This is a genomic window from Streptomyces milbemycinicus (genome assembly GCF_002154605.1).
GTDB lineage: Bacteria > Actinomycetota > Actinomycetes > Streptomycetales > Streptomycetaceae > Streptomyces > Streptomyces milbemycinicus.
In genome coordinates this window covers 1-20,248 of sequence record NZ_MUNE01000186.1, presented here as the reverse complement: position 1 = coordinate 20,248, position 20,248 = coordinate 1, and the positions used below count along the sequence as shown (strand labels likewise).

16 protein-coding genes and 2 pseudogenes are annotated in these 20,248 nt (G+C 68.8%); 16 read left to right on the top strand and 2 right to left on the bottom strand.

Going from position 1 to position 20,248, the window contains the following annotated elements:
- The first annotated feature begins 278 nt into the window (after positions 1-278).
- The 7 genes and pseudogenes from CCN51_RS16515 (at position 279) to CCN51_RS16490 (ending at position 9,733) form a co-directional block, all read left to right on the top strand.
- The gene (locus CCN51_RS16515; RefSeq protein ID WP_238545438.1) at positions 279-3,407 is read left to right on the top strand and encodes an amino acid adenylation domain-containing protein; all 3,129 of its coding nucleotides are present in this window, start codon (positions 279-281) and stop codon (positions 3,405-3,407) included.
- Positions 3,404-4,591, top strand: a complete 1,188-nt coding sequence (locus CCN51_RS16510) for a cytochrome P450 (protein ID WP_014178638.1) — start codon at positions 3,404-3,406, stop codon at positions 4,589-4,591. The genes CCN51_RS16515 and CCN51_RS16510 overlap by 4 nt, the downstream gene beginning before the upstream one ends.
- Positions 4,592-4,847: 256 nt before the next feature.
- Positions 4,848-6,068 (top strand): ATP-grasp domain-containing protein, encoded by a 1,221-nt coding sequence (locus CCN51_RS16505; protein WP_014178639.1) that lies wholly within the window; start codon positions 4,848-4,850, stop codon positions 6,066-6,068.
- Between the two features lie 62 nt (positions 6,069-6,130).
- Positions 6,131-7,126, top strand: a complete 996-nt coding sequence (gene sbnA, locus CCN51_RS16500) for a 2,3-diaminopropionate biosynthesis protein SbnA (protein WP_078610591.1) — start codon at positions 6,131-6,133, stop codon at positions 7,124-7,126.
- A gap of 82 nt (positions 7,127-7,208) precedes the next feature.
- Positions 7,209-8,165 (top strand): ornithine carbamoyltransferase, encoded by a 957-nt coding sequence (locus CCN51_RS16495; protein ID WP_055413991.1) that lies wholly within the window; start codon positions 7,209-7,211, stop codon positions 8,163-8,165.
- 37 nt (positions 8,166-8,202) lie between these two features.
- Positions 8,203-8,310, top strand: a pseudogene (locus tag CCN51_RS53325) (IS6 family transposase); the annotation flags it as partial.
- 169 nt (positions 8,311-8,479) lie between these two features.
- Entirely contained in the window at positions 8,480-9,733 is a 1,254-nt protein-coding gene (locus CCN51_RS16490) for an MDR family MFS transporter (protein ID WP_193383740.1), read from the top strand.
- Positions 9,734-9,790: 57 nt separating this feature from the next.
- On the opposite strand, the gene CCN51_RS16485 is transcribed toward CCN51_RS16490, so the two are convergent.
- Complete coding sequence (locus tag CCN51_RS16485) at positions 9,791-10,348, bottom strand: hypothetical protein (RefSeq protein ID WP_078610592.1); 558 nt, start codon at positions 10,346-10,348, stop codon at positions 9,791-9,793.
- 116 nt (positions 10,349-10,464) lie between these two features.
- Between CCN51_RS16485 and hemL the strand changes: the two genes are divergently transcribed.
- The 9 genes from hemL (at position 10,465) to CCN51_RS16440 (ending at position 19,944) form a co-directional block, all read left to right on the top strand.
- Positions 10,465-11,781 carry a glutamate-1-semialdehyde 2,1-aminomutase gene (hemL, locus tag CCN51_RS16480; protein ID WP_078610593.1) on the top strand — a complete coding sequence of 439 codons (1,317 nt, stop codon included), beginning with the start codon at positions 10,465-10,467 and terminating at the stop codon, positions 11,779-11,781.
- Positions 11,782-11,798: 17 nt separating this feature from the next.
- Complete coding sequence (locus tag CCN51_RS16475) at positions 11,799-12,494, top strand: histidine phosphatase family protein (RefSeq protein WP_014178645.1); 696 nt, start codon at positions 11,799-11,801, stop codon at positions 12,492-12,494.
- 152 nt (positions 12,495-12,646) lie between these two features.
- Positions 12,647-13,840 carry a polysaccharide deacetylase family protein gene (locus tag CCN51_RS16470; RefSeq protein WP_014178646.1) on the top strand — a complete coding sequence of 398 codons (1,194 nt, stop codon included), beginning with the start codon at positions 12,647-12,649 and terminating at the stop codon, positions 13,838-13,840.
- Positions 13,841-13,902: 62 nt separating this feature from the next.
- On the top strand, positions 13,903-14,520 hold the full coding sequence (locus CCN51_RS16465) for a TlpA family protein disulfide reductase (protein WP_014178647.1): 618 nt from the start codon (positions 13,903-13,905) through the stop codon (positions 14,518-14,520).
- A 4-nt stretch (positions 14,521-14,524) separates the two neighbouring features.
- On the top strand, positions 14,525-15,292 hold the full coding sequence (locus tag CCN51_RS16460; protein WP_014178648.1) for a cytochrome c biogenesis CcdA family protein: 768 nt from the start codon (positions 14,525-14,527) through the stop codon (positions 15,290-15,292).
- A 3-nt stretch (positions 15,293-15,295) separates the two neighbouring features.
- Positions 15,296-17,050 (top strand): cytochrome c biogenesis protein ResB, encoded by a 1,755-nt coding sequence (resB, locus tag CCN51_RS16455; protein WP_014178649.1) that lies wholly within the window; start codon positions 15,296-15,298, stop codon positions 17,048-17,050.
- On the top strand, positions 17,047-18,126 hold the full coding sequence (ccsB, locus tag CCN51_RS16450) for a c-type cytochrome biogenesis protein CcsB (protein ID WP_014178650.1): 1,080 nt from the start codon (positions 17,047-17,049) through the stop codon (positions 18,124-18,126). The genes resB and ccsB overlap by 4 nt, the downstream gene beginning before the upstream one ends.
- Before the next feature lie 97 nt (positions 18,127-18,223).
- A complete protein-coding gene (locus CCN51_RS16445; RefSeq protein ID WP_014178651.1) occupies positions 18,224-18,865 on the top strand; it encodes an RNA polymerase sigma factor in 642 nt (213 codons plus the stop codon).
- A complete protein-coding gene (locus tag CCN51_RS16440; RefSeq protein ID WP_014178652.1) occupies positions 18,862-19,944 on the top strand; it encodes a CU044_5270 family protein in 1,083 nt (360 codons plus the stop codon). The genes CCN51_RS16445 and CCN51_RS16440 overlap by 4 nt, the downstream gene beginning before the upstream one ends.
- A gap of 109 nt (positions 19,945-20,053) precedes the next feature.
- On the opposite strand, the pseudogene CCN51_RS16435 reads toward CCN51_RS16440, so the two are convergent.
- Positions 20,054-20,248 (bottom strand): annotated as a pseudogene (locus tag CCN51_RS16435) (hypothetical protein); the annotation flags it as partial.

Genomic DNA, 20,248 nt, shown 5'->3' with positions numbered 1-20,248 from the left:
ACGGATATTCCGTCTGATGTCGCGCTGATGTCGCGTGAAATGAAAACGGTCGTCGACAGTAGGCGGGGTCGGGTTTCTCGGACCCCCTGCGATCATGGCACAGCTCACTGTCCCGGAACGAGGGATCGGGCGCGGTCACATTCATGACGAAGTCAGGCTCAACCCCTTTTATGAAAAGAAAAGGAGGCTGGCAGGAAACGAGCAGACATGGCAACGTCGTGCGCGCCTGATGATGTGCTCGCAAACCCTCGTTGTCCGGGATCGCGAAGGGAGTCGACGTGTTGCGGTCGAATGCCGCGTGGGCTGCAGAAGTCACTGGGGAATCACCAGGAGAAGGACTACTGCATGACGTCTTCGCCACACAGGCGCGCGCTCAGCCGCGGCGCACAGCCCTGATTGCCGGGGACGCCCGGGTTTCGTACGGTGAATTGGACGCCCGCGCCGAGCGGTTGGCCGGCCTGCTCGCCGCCGACGGTGTCGAGCAGGGTCATCTCGTCCCGATCCTGCTGCCGCGCTCCGTCGACCTGGTCGTCACGCTGCTGGCCGTTCTCAAACTCGGTGCCGCATACGCGCTGCTCGATCCCGACTGGCCACGGACCCGTCTGGACGCGGTGGTCGAACAGCTCCGGCCGCCCCTCGTCGTCGCCCGGCCGGGCGCGGTGGCGGAGCTGTCCGCGCCACTGTGGACACCGGCCGAGGACGGTACGGGGGAGGGCCCCGCCCGCGCCGCGGTGGCGGTACGGGGCTCCGACGCGTGCTGTGTGTTCTTCACCTCGGGCACCACCGGACGGCCCAAAGGAGTGATCACCCCGCACCGGGCGACGGCACGGCTCTTCCGGGCAGGTACCTTCGCGCGTTTCGACCGGGATACGGTCATTCCCCTCGCGGCGGCGCTGCCGTGGGACGCCTTCTCCCTCGAACTCTGGGCCGCGCTGTACCACGGCGGCACCTGCGTCCTGATCGGCGAGCCGTTTCTGACGGCCGAGGCCCTGCGCGCGATGGTCGCCGACCACGGAGTGAACACGGTGTGGCTGACCAGCAGCCTGTTCAACCTGATGGTCGATGAGGACCTGACGGCGCTGAGCGGCCTGTCCCAGGTCATGATCGGCGGTGAACGCCTGTCCGTGCGGCACGTCGGCCGCTTCCTCGACCGGTTCCCCGACACGGCCCTGATCAACGGCTATGGCCCGGTCGAGAGCACGGTGTTCACCACCACGCACCGCATCACCGCCGCGGACTGCGCCCGGTCCGGCGGCATCCCGCTGGGGCGGCCGGTGCCCGGCACCTCCGTTTTCGTCCTCCAGGGCAGCCGCCGCTGCGCGGCCGGGGAGCCGGGGGAGATCTGCGTCGCGGGCGACGGCCTGGCCCACGGCTACCTCGGTGAACCGGCCCTGACCGCCGAGAAGTTCACGGAAGTCGACATCGACGGTGAGCGGGTCCGGCTGTACCGCACCGGGGACCTGGGCACCCGGGACGAGAACGGGACCGTCGAGTTCCGCGGGCGGATCGACCGGCAGGTGAAGATCCGGGGCAACCGCGTCGAACCGGCCGAGGTGGAGCGGCAGATCGAGTGCCTGGTCCCGTACGTCGCCGACTGCCGGGTGGTCCCCCGGTGGAATGAACTCGGCGGCGCCTTCGAACTGGTGGCTTTCTGCGTGCCGGACCGGACCGGTGGCGGCGCATTGCCGGACATACCGGCGATCCTCGCCCGCCACCTGCCCGTCTACCAACGCCCCGTCGACGTCGCCTTCGTCGACTCCTTCCCGCTGACCGGCAGCGGCAAGCTGGACGACCGGGCCCTGCTGGCGAGCGTGCCGAAGGCGCCCGTCGAGAGCCACCACGGCCCCATCGGCGACCCGCTCGTCCACCTGGTGGCCGAGGCGTTCGCGGCCGTGCTGGGAAGCCGGACCGTGCCACCGGACACGTCCTTCTTCGCGCTGGGAGGCTCCTCGCTGCAGGCCGCCCGTGCCTGCACCCGGATCGGCAAGCGGGCGGGGCGGCCGGTTCCGCTGTCGATCCTGTACGAGCACGCGTCGGCCGAACGCCTCGGATCCTGGCTGCGGTCGGCGCGGGGCACGGACGCCGTTCTGCCGCCGACCGGTGACCTCCCCCCGACCGGTGACCTCCCCCCATCCGCTGACCTCCCGCTGACCTGTGACCTCCCGCTGACCCCCATGGAGTTGGTGTTCCTCACCCGCCATCTGACGGCGCCGCGGGACCGGTCCGGATACTGCCTGATGACGTGGCAGCTGCACGGCCGGCTCGACCAGGATGCCCTGGAGGCGGCCGTCGCCGCCGTCCACGAGCGGCACCAGGTGCTGCGCACGGCCTTCCGGGTGGATCCCCGGCCCCATGCCGAGGTCACCGACATCTCCGCCCCGCCCCTGGAGCTGCTGGACGCCCGGCCGACCGTCGACGAGGCGGTCGGCGCGCTGCGGCGGCTCTTCGAGGAGCCCTTGGAACCCCAGGACGCCGACCTGTGGCGCACCGCGCTGGTGCCGGTGACCGAGCCGCGGGGCTGGCTGTTCGGGCTGGTGGTCCACCACATCGGCTTCGACGGCCGGTCGGAGTCCGTCCTGGCGCGCGACCTGTCCGACGCCTATGCCGGATGTGAGCCACGGACCGCGCCGCCCACCCTGGCCGAGCGGGTCCGGCTGACGACGGCGGCGATCGCCGTGACGGACTCGGCGGGGCGGACGGAGCGGGTACGGGAGGAGTTCCAGGACGTGCCCCAGATCCGCTGGCCCGAAGGGCCCGGCCCCGGGGAGACCGGGACTGGACACCTGGACGTGTCCGTTCCCGCGGCCGTGACGGCGCGCCTCGACGCACGGGGCGCCGCGCTCGGCGTGAGCCGGTTCGTGGTGCTCCTGTCGGCCTGGGCGGACATCATGGCCGAGGCATGCGGGCAGCGGGACTTCGCGGTGGGAGTGCCCGTCGCCGAGCGCACCGCTCCGGAGCTGGAGCAGGCCATCGGCTGCCTGATCAACATGGTGCCGGTCCGCCTGCGCGGCGCCGCGGTGGGCGGTGGCGAGGACGGTATCCGGGAGACCGGCAGACTGGTCCACCGGGCCTTCAGCCGTAGCGATGTCCCCTTCACGGCCGTCGCGCAGGGAGTGGGGACGACGACGCCCGGGCGGCCGCCGGTGTTCCAGTCCCTTTTCGCCCTCCAGGACAACGCTCCGCCCCGGCTCGATCTGCCCGGTGTCGTCTCCGCGTTTCTGCGCCAGCCGTACGCCGCCCTTCCCCTGGAGCTGCACCTCGAGGTGTGGCCAGACGAAAACAGCGCCGGCGCGCTCGACGTGGTGCTCTCGTTCCGGCGTGACGCCGTCGCCGAGGCCACCGCACTGAAGCTGCTCGAAGGTTTCCATGACCGTCTTGCCCTGATCGCCGCGGGAGCTGCGTCATGACCGACATCACCTTCACCCCTGCCGACGTTGTCGACCCGGAGCTGCACGCCTCCGGCGAGGTGCACCGGCTGTGGCGCTGGATGAGACAGCACGCCCCGGTCCACTGGCACGAACCGGGCGATTTGCCGGGCTTCTGGTCGCTCACCCGGTACGACGACATACGGCAGGTGTACCAGAACCCGGCCGTCTTCAGTTCGGCGCAGGGCGTCCTGCTGCGGCCGACGGATCTGGGGGAGGACCCCGGCAGCGGTCTGACCATGGCCCTGACCGATCCGCCCAGGCACCGTGCCCTGCGCGGGCAGGTGGCCGACCGGTTCAGCGAACGGTGCGCCCGTTCCCTGGCGGGCGAGATGCGCGCCGAGATCCGCTCGGTGGTGACGCGCGCTGTCGAGTCGGGCACCTGCGATGTGGTCCACGACATCGGAGCCCGGCTCTCCAGCCACAACATCGGCAGGCTGCTCGGTGTGGCGCCGGAGGACCGCGAGCGGCTGCTGACCTGGACCACGGAGGCGTTCGAGTCCGGCAAACCCCTCACCAGCCACCTGGAGCTGATGCGCTATTTCATCGACATGATGTACGCGCGGATGGAGGAGCCCGCGGACGACGCGATGGGCATGTTCGTCAACAACGAGGTGCAGGGCGGGCTGTTGACGGAGACCGAGATCCTGCTGAGCTGCGAGAACCTGGTCGGAGCCGCGGAGAACGCGGGTCTGTCGATGGCCTCGGGGATCCTTGCTCTCGCCGCATATCCGCAGGCGTGGCAGCGGCTCGTACGGGAACGGGACGGCGAACTCGTCAGGACCGCGGCGGAGGAGGTGCTGCGGTGGACGAGCAGCGCCACGCACAGCATGCGGACGGCCACGGCGGACACGGCCGTCCAAGGCCGGCGCATCGCCGCCGGGGACCGGGTCGTGCTGTGGATCCCCTCGGCCAACCGGGACGAGTCGGTGTTCCCGGAACCCGAGCGGTTCGACCTCGGCCGGCAGCCCAACCGCCATCTGGCCCTGGGCACGGGAGAGCACGTCTGTATCGGGAGCACCATGGCCCGCCATCAGATGCGGATGCTCCTGGAGACACTTGCGGAGCTGGTCGCCGTCATCGAACCGGCCGGAGACGTGGAGCCACTGCGTTCGATCGCGGTGAACGGACCGGCGCACGCCCCGGTGCGCCTCGTCCCCCGCTGAGCGAGGCGGGTTTCACAGCGCCCCTGACTGCATATTCGCCCGCTTTTTCCGAACGTAAGACGGAAAGATCCCGGCACATCCGCCATAATCGCCCGCCATACCCAGCGGCGGCAAATCCCGAGCCTGTACCGCAAACGGACTTGAAGTGTTATTGTCGGAGTCTCGAGAATACCCCGTGGGTGTCGCCCGCGTCTGAGCTCAAGTAAGCAAGTCATCTGATTTTCGAACGCGAAGTATCTGAAATTGGGGACTCCAGGTGAAGACCGCCTTTTTTATCGAGAGCAACATGTTGGACTACGGCCCCGAAGGCATGCGGCTCACCAAGGAAAAGGGTTATCGGACTCATTTCGTCGCCCGCGATCCGTCGGAGTACGCGAAGTTCTCTCCGAGCCCGGTCAGCATTGCCGATGCCCACAGCGTGGTCGACACCCATGACCTGGTGAAGCTCATGCATTTCTTCACCGACCACGCGCCGGACGCCGTGATCGCGTTCGACGACTACCGGCTGGTGCAGGCAGCCGTGATCGCGGAGCGGCTCGGCCTGCCACACGCCCCGGTGGACGGCTTGCTCAACTGCCACTTCAAGGACCGTTCCCGCAACTTGACGAAGGGCATTGGGCGCTCCGTGGTGGCCGTACGCGTGCCGCTGGACGAGCCGGGCGACGCGTCTCCACTCGGGTACCCGTGTGTGGTGAAACCTGTGGACGACAGTGGCAGTACCGGGGTCCGGGTCTGTTCGTCCGACGACGAGTACCGCGCGGCTCTGCGTACCATCGCCGCCCACCCGGTCAATCTCCGCGGCTACCGCCGCGCACGGTACGCCCTGGTGGAAGAGTTCATCGACGGACCGGAATTCACGGCCGAGCTGATATGGGACGACCGCACCGACGGCTGGCGGTTTCTCGGATTCACCAAGAAGTTGATGGCCGAGCTCCCCTTCCGGGTCGAGCTCGGGGCCATGTTTCCGTACCATTTCGGGACGGCCGAGGAGGACGCTCGCATCGTGCGGGTGGTCGTCGACTGGCTCGCCGCGGTGGGACACCGCCGGGGAGCCGCCCATGTCGAGTTCAAGATCGTCGATGGCGTGCCGGCGCTGATCGAGATCAATCCGAGGCTGGGCGGCGACCAGATCCGGGAGCTGATGCGGCTCACCATCGGGGATGATGTCATCGACTTGTACACGCGTCTGTATCTGGGCCTTCCCCCCGGCGAACCGGTCGGCGACGTCCGCGGCGGCTATGCGACAAGCCTCTATCTGACGCCCCGGCGCACCGGACTGATCACGTCCGTGACGCCCCCGCCCGAACTGCCTGCCGGAATCCTCCGCGCCACCTTCACCTCGGGACCCATGCAGAACAACGGAGTGGTCGACAACGGCGATCGCCTCGGCCATGCCATCTCCTGGGCCGATGAATTCGATGCCTCACTGGCCGTCGCAGAGGCATACCTTTCCCGGGTGGAGGTCAAGTACGCCTGACTCGGGGGGAATGGGAAACCGCCGAAAAATCGGACGGGCAAGGAATTAGCTGAGGGGGATTCTTGCTGCATGACTCTATTGTGGACTGTATCGGCAGCACCCCGATGGTCCACTTGAGACGCCTCTTCCCGACGGGACCGCAGGTATTCGCCAAACTCGAAATGCTCAATCCTGCGGGAAGTGTCAAGGACCGTACCGCGCGGCACATCATCGAGACCGGCATGCGCGAGGGCCTATTCCGTCCCGGGGCGCATATCGTCGAGAGCACTTCCGGAAATTTCGGTGTCGCACTGGCCATGATGTCCCGGATCCACGGCCTGCGCCTCACCCTGGTGGTCGATCCGCACATCACATCCAGCAACCATGCGATTCTGAAAAGCTACGGTGCGCAAGTCGAGATGGTTGACGGTGCGGCAACCGGAGGCAGCTACTTGCCCGCGCGTATCGCGCGGGTGAAAGACATACTGGCCGCCGATCCCGCGGCAGTCTGGATCAACCAGTACGCCAACTCCCTGGGGCCTGAAGCGCATTATCGGAGCACTGCGGAGGAAATAGCCGAGGACCTGCCGGGCGACCCTGACTATCTGGTGGTTGCGGTGAGCACAACTGGCACGTTGAACGGCCTGGCACGCCGGCTGAAGGAGTGCTACGAAGGGCTCCAGGTGATCGCCGTGGATGCCGTCGGATCGGTGGTGTTCGGCAATCCTCCCGGACCGCGCCGACTTCCCGGGATCGGCTCGAGCCGGGTGCCTGAGCTGCTCGACGAGAGCCTGGTCGACCGTGTCGTCGAGGTGACGGACGAGGAATCGATCGAGGCCTGCCATGACTTGTTGTCCAAAGAGGCGATTTTCGCTGGCGGGTCCTCCGGATCGGTCATTGCAGCCATCCGGAAAATCGTCCCTTCCATACGCCCCGCATCCTCCGTCGTCACCCTCTTCCCTGACCGAGGAGACCGGTACATCGACCTGGTCTACGGCGTGGCAGCCGCCGAGGGCCTGCTCGCCGGGACATCGGCCGAAGGCAGCGAGTCCCTGGTCGGCGCGAAGGCGGGTTCATGACCGCCCCGACGTGGCGGCGACATGGTGGCCGACACGGAGTCCTCGGCCGGAGCCAAACATCGAAGAAACCGGAGCCGAAGCGATGACAGACCAGACTGCCGTTCGGGCTGACGGGCTGCGCCCTCCGCGCAGCCTCATCTCCCTGCACGACCTGACACCTGAGGAGTTGCGGACGCTCGTCCGTCGCTCCTGCGCCTGGTACGAGAACAGACGCCCCAAGGAGCGCCCTCTGCAGGATCTTGTGGTGGGCACGCTGTTCAGCCACACCTCGACGCGTACCCGGACGGCTTTCACCAGCGGTGCGATACGGCTCGGCGGTACCGTCATCGCCTACGGGCCGAACGACCTGCAACTCGCCACGGGTGAGCCGCTGTCGGACACCGGCCGCATCCTGGGGGGAATGCTCGACGCCCTGGTCGTGAGGGATTCTGTCGGTGAGAATGATCTGCGCGAGCTCGCCGGCACAGCCTCGATACCCGTCATCAACGCGATGGTGCGCGAAGAACACCCGACCCAGGGCCTCACGGACATCGCCCTCCTCTCCCATCGCTTCGGTTCGCTGCGGGGGCTCCATCTCGTCTATCTCGGCGAGGGGAACAACACGGCCGCGGCCCTTGCGCACGGCCTGGCACTGATCCCCGGAGCCGCCCTGACCCTGGCGACACCTGCCGGGTACGGGCTCGACCCCGCGGTCCTCGTTCGAGCCCAGCAGACGGCGAAGGAGTGGGGCAGCAAGGTCGTCGAGGTGCACCGGGTCGACGATATCGACGGCGACGCGGACGTCGTCTACACGACTCAATGGCAGACCACCGGGACCAGCAAGAGTGATCCGGACTGGCGGACGGCATTCACGCCGTTCGCCGTCGACGAGCGTCTGATGGCGCGGTGGCCGGATGCCTTCTTCATGCACGACCTGCCGGCCCGCCGGGGCGAGGAAGTCACGAGTGGGGTACTCGACGGGCCCCGGTCGCTGGCCTGGGACCAGGCGCAGATGAAGCTGGCCAGTGCGATGGCCGTACTCGATTGGTGCCTGACCTAGTGCCGCATCGAGCAACGGTCGGGTGCTGTCTCGTACAACCGACAAGCTCCACTCCTACGGCGCCGCCCACCGCGAGACGATGCCGTCGGTCGAGCACCGATCGCACAAGGGATTGAACAATCGGGCCGAGAACAGCCAGCAGCCCACCACGGCCTGAGCACCGGCCCGGAGTGCGGCCCGCCATGCCCCGACACACCGTCAGACGTACGTTTACCCAACAACGTGACAACGCCGGTTGACGTCCACCCAGCCGGTGAACAGGTTCTTCGCGTTCCATTCGCTCTCGCCCATTCGGGCCTGATCCTGGGGGACCCATGCCACTCGCTGCCGTGAGACGCGCCGCCCGGGAAACCGTCTCCGGCCTGCCCCGGGAGTTCTGGTGGCTGTGGACCAGCACCCTCGTGAACCGGCTCGGCGCCTTCGTCGCCACGTTCATGGCCCTCTACCTCACGCTCGACCGCGGGTATTCGGCTTCGTACGCCGGTCTCGTCGCCTCCCTGCACGGGCTCGGCGGGGTCGTGTCCGCGCTGGGGAGTGGGGTGATGGCCGACCGGCTCGGCAGGCGACCCACCCTTCTCATCGCCCAGTCCGCCACCGCCGGCTCCATCGCGCTGCTCGGCTTCATGCGCGGCCCCGTGGCCATCGCCGCCGTCGCCTTCCTCGTCGGCATGGCCTCCAACGCCTCCCGGCCCGCCATGCAGGCGATGATCGCCGACATCGTCAGGCCCCAGGACCGGGTGCGGGCTTTCTCGCTGCACTTCTGGGCCGTCAACCTCGGCTTCGCCTTCGCCTCAATGGCCGCTGGGTTCATCGCCGAGTCCAGCTATCTCGCCGGGTTCCTCATCGAGGCGGGGATGACGCTGGCGTGCGCGGTCGTCGTCCTCCTCAAGGTGCCCGAGTCCCGGCCCATGCCCAAGGCCGAACCGACAGAGGACGGAGTCAGCCTCGGGACCGTGCTGCGGGACGGGCGGTACATGGCCGCCGTCGGACTGTCCTTCGTCGTCGCCGTCCTCTTCCAGCAGGGCAACGTCGGACTCCCGATCGCCATGGGCCGCGCCGGGTTCACGCCCGCCGACTACGGCCTGGTCATCGCCGTCAACGGCGTCCTGATCGTCGTCCTGCAGATCCCGGTCACGCGCTTCATCGAGCACCGCGATCGGCGCGCATTGATGATCGTCTGCTCGCTCCTCGCGGGGTACGGTTTCGGACTCACCGCCTTCGCCGGGTCGGTCGGCGTCTTCGCGCTCACCGTCTGCGTGTGGACGCTCGCCGAGATCGGCTCCACGCCGACGCAGAGCGTGCTCCTCGTCCGGCTCTCACCCGCTCAGGGGCGTGGACGCTACCAAGGCATGAACACTCTGGCGTGGTCGGCCGCCGCCCTGATCGCCCCGCTCATGTCCGGCACCGTCATCGACCACTTCGGCCCGGAGTGGCTGTGGGGGTTGTGCGCGGTCGTGGGGACCTTGGCAGGGATCGGGTACGGCGTCCTCATGCGGCGACTGCCGGAGGAATCCACGCCGGCCGCGGCGGTTCCGGACGAGGCCGGGCCGGAGGTTCGTACGGCCTGAGAGCCGGGCCCGACGCCCGCCCGGGAATCTCACGGATGCGTCCGCATCCGCGCAAGGTCAGGGCCACACCAGGCAATAAGGCTGATGTCCCGCCTCATGCAGCCGGTGGCTGAAGTCCTGCCATTCGTGCAGCAGCCGGTAGACCGTGAAGGCGTCGCGGGGGCCGCCGCGGTCGGGGACGGTGGACCAGATGAAGGCGGCGGCGCCGACGGCCTCCTCGCCGACGCCGCGGAGCGGGTCGACGGCGGTCATGGGGAGCTTGACCACGGCGTAGTCGGGGTGGAGGACGACGAGTTCGAGCGGGGGCACCTTGTGGAGGGGGACGCCTTCGATGCCGGTGAGGACCATCGCGGCCACCGTCTCCGGCTTGATCTTGGTGAACATGCCATGGCCGAGCTCGTCGCCGCCGAGCTCCTCGGGACGCATGGAGATGGGGACCCGGGCCGCGGTCGCGCCGTCGGGCGCGCCGAAGTACTTGTACGTCACCCCCATACGCCCGCTCCCGCTTCTGCGTGCGCCGCCTGCGTCGTCCCCACGGCGCCTATGGCGTCCAGGGCGGGCGCGCTCGGGACCTCGATCGTCGGTCCCTTCACCCAGTTCGCCACCGCGATGCATATCTCCACCCGACCACTCGCGGCCACTGCCGCGCAACCCGATCATCGTGTCAGAGACCTCCCCCGCGCCAGTCGTGTGAAACGCCCGGCGGCAGTTCTTAGTCAGCCTCTGACAACATGGCATGCGTGAGCTATCCGTACGCAGCACCAGTTTCGCAGACGCTTTTCGACCGCGCGGCCGTCGTGACGCCTGGCGGCGTGAATTCTCCGGTGCGGGCGTTCCGCGCCGTGGGTGGTACGCCCCGCTTCATGGTGTCCGGTACCGGTCCGTACCTCACCGATGCCGACGGACGGGAGTACGTCGACCTCGTGTGCTCGTGGGGGCCGATGATCCTCGGCCATGCGCACCCCGAGGTGATCGCGGCGGTGCAGGCTGCCGTGGCGCGGGGGACCTCGTTCGGGACGCCGGGGGAGGGGGAGGTCGAGCTCGCCGAGGAGATCGTGGCACGGGTCGGGCCCGTGGACCAGGTGCGCCTGGTCTCCTCGGGGACCGAGGCGACGATGTCGGCGATCCGGTTGGCGCGCGGGTTCACCGGGCGGGCGAAGGTGATCAAGTTCGCGGGCTGCTACCACGGGCATGTGGACGCGTTGCTCGCCGCGGCGGGGTCCGGGGTGGCCACCTTCGGGCTGCCGGACACGCCGGGGGTGACGGGCGCGCAGGCCGGCGAGACCGTGGTGCTGCCGTACAACGACCTGGACGCGGTGCGGGCGGCCTTCGCCGCGCACCCGGACGACATCGCGTGTGTGATCACCGAGGCGTCGCCGGGCAACATGGGCGTGGTGCCGCCGCTGCCGGGGTTCAACGCGGGGCTGAAGGAGCTGTGCGCCGAGCACGGCGCGCTGTACATCTCGGACGAGGTCATGACCGGCTTCCGGGTCTCGAAGGCCGGCTGGTACGGGATCGACGGCGTGGAGCCCGATCTGATGACCTTCGGCAAGGTCATGGGCGGCGGCTTCCCGGCCGCGGCGTTCGGCGGGCGCGCCGACGTCATGGCGCGGCTCGCCCCGGCCGGCCCGGTCTACCAGGCGGGCACCCTGTCCGGGAACCCGATCGCGACCGCGGCGGGCCTGGCGCAGCTGCGGCTGCTGGACGACGCGGCGTACGCGGCGGTGGACGCGACGTCCGCGCGGCTGCGGGCGCTGGTGACGGAGGCGCTGGCCAAGGAGGGGGTCGAGCACCGGGTGCAGGCCGCCGGAAACATGTTCTCGGTGTTCTTCACCGGGGACGAGGTCACCGACTACGAGAAGGCCAAGGCGCAGCAGGCGTACCGGTTCACGGCCTTCTTCCACTCGATGCTGTCCCAGGGCGTCTACCTTCCGCCGTCCGCCTTCGAATCGTGGTTCCTGTCCACGACGCACGACGAGCGGGCGCTGGAGCGGGTGGCGGAGGCTTTGCCGGGGGCGGCGCGGGCCGCCGCCGAGGCGACTGAATGATGGGCCCTATGACCCCTATGACAAACAGCGACAACGACATCACCGTCGTGCATGTGATGCGGCACGGCGAGGTGGAGAACCCCACGGGTGTGCTGTACGGGCGGCTGCCCGGCTACCACCTCTCGGACCTCGGCCGCCGGATGGCCGACCGGGTCGCCGAGCACCTGGCCGAGCGCGACATCACCCATGTCGTGGCCTCGCCGCTGGAGCGGGCGCAGGAGACGGCGGCGCCGATCGCCAAGGCGCACGGCCTGGATGTGCGGACCGACCGGCGGCTGATCGAGGCGGCGAACGTCTTTCAGGGGAAGACGTTCGGCGTGGGCGACGGCGCGCTGCGCAGGCCGGCCAACTGGAAGTATCTGACCAACCCCTTTCGCCCCTCCTGGGGCGAGCCCTACATCGACCAGGTCGTGCGGATGATGGCGGCCATCGGGGTGGCGCGGGACGCCGCGCGCGGGCACGAGGCCGTCTGCGTCAGCCATCAGCTGCCGATCTGGATCGTGCGCAGCTTCGTGGAGCGGCGGCGGCTGTGGCACGACCCGCGCAAGCGGCAGTGCACCCTGGCCAGCCTCACGAGCTTCACCTACCGCGGCGACAACATCGTCTCGGTCGGCTACAGCGAGCCGGCGCGCGATCTGGTCCCGGCGCATCTGCTCGCGGGCGCCAGGCCCGTGAAGGGGGCCCCGGCGCCCTCCAAGGGTTACGGCGCATAACGGGCGTGTAATGGAACGGAAACAGCGCGTCGAAGGTTCGATTCGGTGGCGCTGATTCGGAACCTTAGTATTCGCTTCGCCATCTCAACGGGCGTCCGCAGGACCTGCCGGACGCCGGACGCCGGTTACGGCGAGAGCGAATTGAGGACACAATGCGGGAGATCAGCCGGAGGGGGATTCTCGGCCTGGGAGCGGGGGCAGCGGCGTCGCTGGCCGTCGCCGGCTGCTCCTCGTCGTCGTCGGGTTCCGGATTCACCCCCAAGCCGGGCAGGACGACGCAGGCGCGGCCGATTGGCGACGGCTCGACCGAGCACACCGGGAAGCAGCCGAACCAGCCGTCCGCGCCGGAACGGCTGGAGCCGGGCCAGAAGCCGCCGCAGTTCGTGGTCTTCTCCTGGGACGGGGCGGGGGAGGTCGGCAACGGCCTCTTCCCGCGGTTCCGCAAGCTCGCCGAGGAACACGGCGCGGCCATGACCTTCTTCCTCTCCGGTCTTTACCTCCTGCCGGAGTCGAAGAAGCGGCTGTATCGGCCGCCGAACAACCCGGTCGGCGCTTCCGACATCGGCTATCTCACCGATGACCACGTCCGGATGACCTTGGAGAACGTGCGCGAGGCATGGCTGGAGGGGCATGAGATAGGCACCCACTTCAACGGCCACTTCTGCGCCGGAAGCGGCTCGGTCGGCAACTGGACGCCCGCCCAGTGGCGGTCGGAGATCGACCAGGCTGTGTCGTTTGTCACAAAGTGGCGGACGAACACCGGCTTCAAGGACCTCAAGCCGCTGCCCTTCGACTACGGCAAGGAGCTCGTCGGCGCCCGCACCCCGTGTCTGCTCGGCCAGGACAACCTGCTGCCGACCGCCAAGGAGCTCGGCTGGCGCTATGACGCGAGCTCGCCCGGCGGGCGTCAGGTGTGGCCGACGAAGAAGCAGGGCATCTGGGACTTCCCACTGCAGCAAATACCCTTCCCCGGGCATTCCTTCGAAGTCCTGTCGATGGACTACAACATCCTGGCCAACCAGTCCCGGAATTCGACGAATGCCCCGCCGGCCAACTACCCGGGCTGGCGCCAGCAGGCGACCCAGGCGTACATCTCCGGATTCCAGCGGGCCTACGAGACGAACCGCGCCCCCTTCTTCGTCGGCAATCACTTCGAAAAGTGGAACGGCGGCATTTACATGGACGCCGTCGAGGCGGCGATCAAGCACATCGCCGACGAAAAGAACAAGGACGTCCGGCTGGTGTCCTTCCGGCAGCTCACGGACTGGATGGACGCCCAGGACCCCAAGGTCCTCGCGCATCTGCAGGGGTTCGGCGTGGGCCAGCAGTGGAGCGCCGCCGCCTGAGTCCGAGGCGGTGCCGAGGGGGGTGCCGAAGATCCGCGAAAGGCGCATGCGAAACTTTTCACATGAGTGCCCGCCGCGCCCCTCGGCGCCTCGCGATCCGCCCTCGCGCAACCGTGCTGGCCACCGGAGCCGCGGTAGCCGCGCTGACCCTGTCCGCCTGTGGAGCGGGCGGCACCTCGGGCGGCTCCAGCGACACCAAGTTCATCCAGGGCAAGGGCGGCGTGGACACCGTCGCCAGAGGCGACCGTAAGCACGCCCCCGAGCTGACCGGCAAGACCCTCGACGGCGACAAGCTCGATCTCGCCGACTACAAGGGCAAGATCGTCGTGATCAACGTCTGGGGCTCGTGGTGCACGCCGTGCCGGGCCGAGGCGCCCAACCTCGTCAAGGTCGCGAAGGACACCGAGGCCGACGGGGTGCGGTTCGTGGGGATCAACACCCGTGACCCGGACCCCGCCAACGCGATTCAGTTCGAGAAGGAATTCAAGGTCGACTATCCGAGCTTGTACGACCCGATCGGCAAGCTCATGCTGCGCTTCCCCAAGGGCAGCCTCAATCCTCAGGCCATCCCCACGACCATCGTCCTGGACCGGGAGGGCCGGATCGCGGCGCGCGCGCTCACCCCGCTCAGCGAGGAGAGCCTGCGCAAGATGCTCAAGCCGCTGATCGAGGAGAAGTGACGCCGTGAGCATCCTGGCCGCCGCCGTCCCCGGCACCAATGAGACCGTCCTGAACGGGGCGCTGCTGGTGGCGGCGCCGGTCGCCGTCTTCGGCGGCCTGGTCTCCTTCTTCTCCCCCTGCGTCCTGCCGCTGGTGCCCGGCTATATGTCGTATGTCACAGGCGTCACCGGTACGGATCTGGGCGAGGCCAAGCGCGGCCGGATGCTGGCCGGCGCCTCCCTCTTCGTGCTCGGCTTCACCGCCGTCTTCGTCTCCGCCGGCGCGCTCTTCGGCAACTTCGGCTGGACGCTGCAGGAGCACAAGGAAACCCTCTCCAAGGTGCTCGGGGTCATCACGATCGTCATGGGCCTCGCTTTCATGGGGATGCTGAAGGGCTTCGGGCAGCGGGAGTTCCGCTTCCATATGAAGCCCGGGATGGGTCTGGTGGGCGCGCCGCTGCTGGGCGCCCTGTTCGGCGTGGGCTGGACCCCGTGCCTGGGCCCCACGCTCTCCGCCGTCAACGTCCTGGCGATGCAACAGGCGAGCGCGGGGCGCGGTGCTCTGCTGATGGTCGCGTACTGCCTCGGTCTCGGGCTGCCGTTCATCGCCGTGGCCATCGCCTACCGGCGCATGCTCGGCGCCTTCGGCTGGGTCAAGCGGCACTACGTCTGGGTGATGCGGATCGGCGGCGGCATGCTGGTCGCCCTGGGGGTGCTGATCCTCACAGGTGTCTGGGACAGCATGATGGGCGACATGCAGGCCTGGGCCCTGCGCTTCAACGTTGGGATCTGATCGATGTCCACCACCGATACCGACACCGCCACGGGGAGCGACCCCACGGGCAAGGCAGCCGAGGACAAGGCCGCCACATCCGCCGACGAGCGCGACCTCGGCGCGGCGGGGGCGCAGCTGTCCACGGCCCCCGCCGAGGAGATCAGCGTCCCCTCGATGGGGCCGATCGGCTGGGTCCGGTGGTTCTGGCGGCAGCTGACCTCGATGCGGGTGGCGCTTCTGCTGCTCTTCCTGCTGTCGCTCGGTGCGATCCCCGGCTCACTGGTCCCGCAGACGGGCATCGACCCGGTCAAGGTGGAGAACTTCAAGCAGCGGCACGAAACGCTCGCGCCGATCTACGAGAAGCTGGGGCTCTTCCACGTCTACAGCTCGGTGTGGTTCTCCGCGATCTACATCCTCCTGTTCGTCTCGCTGATCGGCTGTATCGTCCCGCGCACCTGGCAGTTCATCGGCCAGCTGCGCAGCCGCCCGCCGGGCGCGCCGCGCCGGCTGACCCGGCTGCCCGCGTACACCACCTGGCGGACCGAGGCCGAGCCGGAGCGGGTGCTGGAGACCGCCCAGCGGATCATGAAGCGGCGCCGCTTCCGGACCCATACGGTCGGTGGCGCGGTGGCCTCCGAGAAGGGCTATCTGCGCGAGGCCGGCAACCTCCTGTTCCATATCGCGCTGATCGTGATGCTGGTGGCCTTCGCCGTCGGGCAGCTGTACAGGGCCGAGGGCGGCAAGCTGATCGTCGAGGGCGACGGCTTCGCCAACAATCTGACGCAGTACGACGACTTCAAGTCCGGCACCCTCTTCGACAAGAACGATCTCGCTCCCTTCGGCTTCCAACTGGACCGCTTCACCGCGACCTATGAGCGCAGCGGCCCCCAGAAGCGCACCCCCCGCACCTTCCGCGCCGATGTCACCTACTGGGAGGGTGCGGACGGCAAGGAGCACAAGACCTCGATCAAGGTCAATGAGCCCCTGGAGATCGCGGGCTCCAAGGTCTATCTGCTCGGCCACGGGTACGCCCCGATCGTCACGGTGCGCGACGGGCAGGGCAAGGTCGCGTTCCGCGGGGCGGTGGCCTCGCTGCCGATTGACGCGGTCAACCTCACCGAGAACGTAGTGATCAAGGTCCCGGACTACCGCGACAAGAACAACAAGAAGGACCAGATCGGCTTCCAGGGTCAGTTCGTGCCGACCCTCGACCTCAACACGGGCACGATGTTCTCCCAGTTCCCGGCGCTGGACAATCCGGCGCTCATCCTGACCGCCTACCACGGCAGCCTGGGCGTGGACGCCGGGATCCCGCAGAACGTCTACCAGCTCGACACTTCGCGGATGAAGCAGTTCAAGGAGTCCGACGGGTCGGCCTTCGCGAAGGCGCTCAAGGTGGGCGACACCATGAAGCTGCCGAACGGTGCCGGGACCCTCAAGTTCGAGGGCATCAAGACCTGGGCCACCTTCCAGATCTCCCATCGGCCCGGCAACGACTACGCGCTCGTGGGTGCCGTCGCCGCCCTGATCGGCCTCGCCGCCTCCCTGTTCATCCAGCGCCGCCGGGTGTGGGTCCGCGCGGTGACCGGAGACGACGGCGTCACCGTCGTCGAGATGGCGGGGCTCGGTCGCAGCGAGTCCGCCAAGCTCCCCGAAGAACTCGCCGACCTCGCCGTGGCCCTGCAGTCCGAGGCCCCGCCCGCGCCGGAGCCGGAGCCGAATCCGGATATCGACACCGCACTACCCGCTGATCCTGCCGAAGGAGCGCGCGCGTGAACCTCGCTGCCGAAACCAACGAGAGCTTGGCCCATTTCAGCAATGTGCTGATCTATTCGGCCATGGCGGTCTACACCCTCGCCTTCCTCGCCCATATCGCCGAGTGGGTGTTCGGCAGCCGCAGCGCCGTCGGCCGCACCGCCGCCGCCATCACCGCCGCCTCGGCCCCCGCAGCCTCCAAGGTCACCGTGCGGGTCGCGCAGGGCGGCGGCACCGCCGTCCTGGAGCGCCCCAAGATCGTCACCCGCTCCGCCGCGGGCACCCGCGACGTCCCCGATGGGCCGGGCGCCGCAGGCGGCACCGAACAGGGCGATCTGTACGGCCGGATCGCCGTCGGCCTCACCGTGCTCGCCTTCCTGATGCACTTCGCCGCCGTGCTCACCCGCGCCCTGTCGGTACAGCGCGCCCCCTGGGGCAACATGTACGAGTTCTCCACGACCTTCGCCATGGTCGCGGTCGGCGTGTATCTCACCCTTCTCGTGCTGAAGAAGAATGTGCGCTGGATCGGGCTCCCCCTCGTCACCACGGTCCTCCTCGACCTCGGTCTCGCTGTCTCTGTCTTGTACACCGCCAGCGACCAGTTGGTTCCCGCCCTCCACTCGTACTGGCTGTGGATCCACGTCAGCTGCGCGATCATCTCCGGCGCCTGCCTCTACCTCGGCGCCGTCGCCACGCTGCTCTACCTCTTCCGCGACCGGCACGAGGAGAAGCTGGCCAAGGGCGAGCAGCCCGGTCGCTTCGCGTCCGTCCTGGAGCGGCTGCCCGCCGCCGGTTCCCTCGACAAGTTCGCGTACCGCATCAACGCCACGATCTTCCCGCTGTGGACCTTCACGATCATCGCGGGCGCGATCTGGGCCGAGGCCGCCTGGGGCCGCTACTGGGGCTGGGACCCCAAGGAGGTCTGGTCCTTCATCACCTGGGTCGCCTACGCCACCTACCTGCACGCCCGCGCCACCGCCGGCTGGAAGGGCCGCAAGGCCGCCTACCTCGCGCTGATCGCGTTCGGCTGCTACCTCTTCAACTACTACGGCGTGAACATCTTCATCAGCGGCAAGCACTCCTACGCCGACGTCTGAACCGCCGGCGTTTCAGGGCCGGTTCCCGTGACCCAGGTCAAGAGCTTGTGACCCAGGTCATGGGAACCGGCCCTCGTCGTTCGGACAGTCCCCCGTCGTGGAGAAGAATCTTCGAGCCCGTATCAGAGACGGGGACCCCGAAGCCTTCGGGGAGCTCTTCGACGCCTGTGCGCGCTCCGTCTACAACCACGCCTACCGCCTGACGGGGGACTGGTCGACGGCGGAGGACATGGTGTCGCTGACCTTCCTCGAAGCCTGGCGGCTGCGCGAGCGGATCGACCCGGAAGGCGGCAGCCTGCGGCCCTGGTTGCTGGGCATCGCCACCAACACCGTCCGCAACGCCCGGCGCGCCGCCCGCCGCCACGCCGCCGCCGTCAACCGGCTGCCGCGCCAGGAGGGCGTACGCGACTTCGCCGACGACGTCGCCTCCCGTATCGACGACGCCGGACTGCTCGCCTCCGTGACGACCGCCCTCAAGGCCCTGCGCCGCCCCGAGCGCGAAGTCCTCGCGCTGTGCGTCTGGTCCGGCCTCGATTACGCGGCCGCGGCCGAGGCCCTTGGGGTGCCCGTGGGCACGGTGCGCTCACGGCTGTCCCGCGCCCGCAAGAAGCTCGCCGCGGCGGCGGACAAAGCCGTGCAAAAGACCGCCGAGGAGAACCGGGAACCCGCCCGCCGCCGCGCACAGATGAGTGATGGCCGCACACCCGCGGCCAGGCCCATCCAGGAGGGAAACCGATGAACGACATCCCGACTCTCCCCGAGAGAGACCTTCCGCCGGGCCGTCACCGACTCCTCAAGGAGCATCTGATGCGCGAGGTCCGGCAGGCTGACGAGATCCGGCAGGCCGACGAGGTTCGGCGGGCCGACACCGGGACGGCCAAAGAGCCCCGCAGGGCATGGCTGCGCCCGGCCGTCGCGGGCCCCGCCCTCGCCGGTGCCCTCGCGCTCGCCGTGGTCGGCGGGCTCGCGGTGACGGGCGCGGACGACGGCGACGGCCTGCGGGTCGGCCCCGACGGCACGGCCACGTACGCCTTCGCACCGCGGGTCAACGGGGACACCGAGGACAACGCACCCGAAGTGCTGGGCCGTATCGCGACCGTGGCGGAGAAGTCGTCGGCGTCGTCGGCGGCGGAGTGGAAGGGCGACGGGGGTATCCGCGACGACCAGTACGTGTACATCGACAGCAAGGTGGCCTTCGAGACCCAGGAGAACGGCGGGCCTCCCAAGCTCGACCCGCTGCACCGCCGCGAGGTCTGGCTGTCGGTGGACGGCTCCCGCAACGGGCTGCTGCGCGAACCCGGCCGGGCGGACAACGAGAACCAGCCCCTGGACCCCGAACCCGCCCCGGGCAAGCCTGGCTACGACAGGTCGACCAGCTACCGCCATCTCCAGACCCTCCCCACCGATCCCGGCGCGATGCGGAAGTGGATCTACGCCACGGTGGAGCAGACCCGGGATCCTGAGCGGTCGCTGGACCAGGACGCGTTCGTGCTCGTCGGCGACCTCATCGGCGAATCGCTGATGCCGCCCAGGGTGAGCGTCGCGCTCTACCGAGCGGCGGCGGAGATCCCCGGTGTGGTCGTCGTGCCCGACGCCGTGGACGCCGCCGGGCGGCACGGGGTCGCTGTCGCGCGGGTCGACTCCGGCCGGTCCGCCATCCGCGAGGAGCTGATCTTCAACCAGAAGACGGGCGAGTACCTGGGCGAGCGCAGCGTCGCGCTCGAGGACGCCGACGGCCACAAGGCCGGGCAGGTCACCGGCACCGCCGCGATCCTGGACCGGGCGGTCGTGGACAAGTTGGACCAGCGCCCGCAGTGACGGCGTGACACAAAGGGCTCATCACGCGCGTGACATAGAGAGCCGCTGAGACATGTTGGGGCGTACGGGCCCACCAGTCCGTACGCCCCTGCGCGTCGCCCTTAAAGGTTTACTCCTTCGCGTCCCCCGAACCTTCCTCGTTCTTGCGACGCAGCTCCTCCTCGCGGCGGCGCAGGTCCGCTTCCCAGTCCTTGAGCAGTTCCTCGTCGTCCTTCTTGTTCTCCTCGCGGAGGGACTTGAGGAATTCGGGGTTGTCGTCCGGTGCCACCCACTGCTGCCGGGGCCCGGCAGCAGTGGGTGGCAC

What these genes read in the sequence shown, in the direction of transcription:
- CCN51_RS16510 (WP_014178638.1), top strand. Translation starts at nt 3,404, where the DNA reads ATGACCGACATCACCTTCACCCCTGCCGACGTTGTCGACCCGGAGCTG.
- CCN51_RS16495 (WP_055413991.1), top strand. Translation starts at nt 7,209, where the DNA reads ATGACAGACCAGACTGCCGTTCGGGCTGACGGGCTGCGCCCTCCGCGC.
- CCN51_RS16490 (WP_193383740.1), top strand. Translation starts at nt 8,480, where the DNA reads ATGCCACTCGCTGCCGTGAGACGCGCCGCCCGGGAAACCGTCTCCGGC.
- CCN51_RS16485 (WP_078610592.1), bottom strand. Translation starts at nt 10,348, where the DNA reads ATGCATCGCGGTGGCGAACTGGGTGAAGGGACCGACGATCGAGGTCCC.
- hemL (WP_078610593.1), top strand. Translation starts at nt 10,465, where the DNA reads ATGGCATGCGTGAGCTATCCGTACGCAGCACCAGTTTCGCAGACGCTT.
- CCN51_RS16475 (WP_014178645.1), top strand. Translation starts at nt 11,799, where the DNA reads ATGACAAACAGCGACAACGACATCACCGTCGTGCATGTGATGCGGCAC.
- CCN51_RS16470 (WP_014178646.1), top strand. Translation starts at nt 12,647, where the DNA reads ATGCGGGAGATCAGCCGGAGGGGGATTCTCGGCCTGGGAGCGGGGGCA.
- CCN51_RS16465 (WP_014178647.1), top strand. Translation starts at nt 13,903, where the DNA reads ATGAGTGCCCGCCGCGCCCCTCGGCGCCTCGCGATCCGCCCTCGCGCA.
- resB (WP_014178649.1), top strand. Translation starts at nt 15,296, where the DNA reads ATGTCCACCACCGATACCGACACCGCCACGGGGAGCGACCCCACGGGC.
- CCN51_RS16440 (WP_014178652.1), top strand. Translation starts at nt 18,862, where the DNA reads ATGAACGACATCCCGACTCTCCCCGAGAGAGACCTTCCGCCGGGCCGT.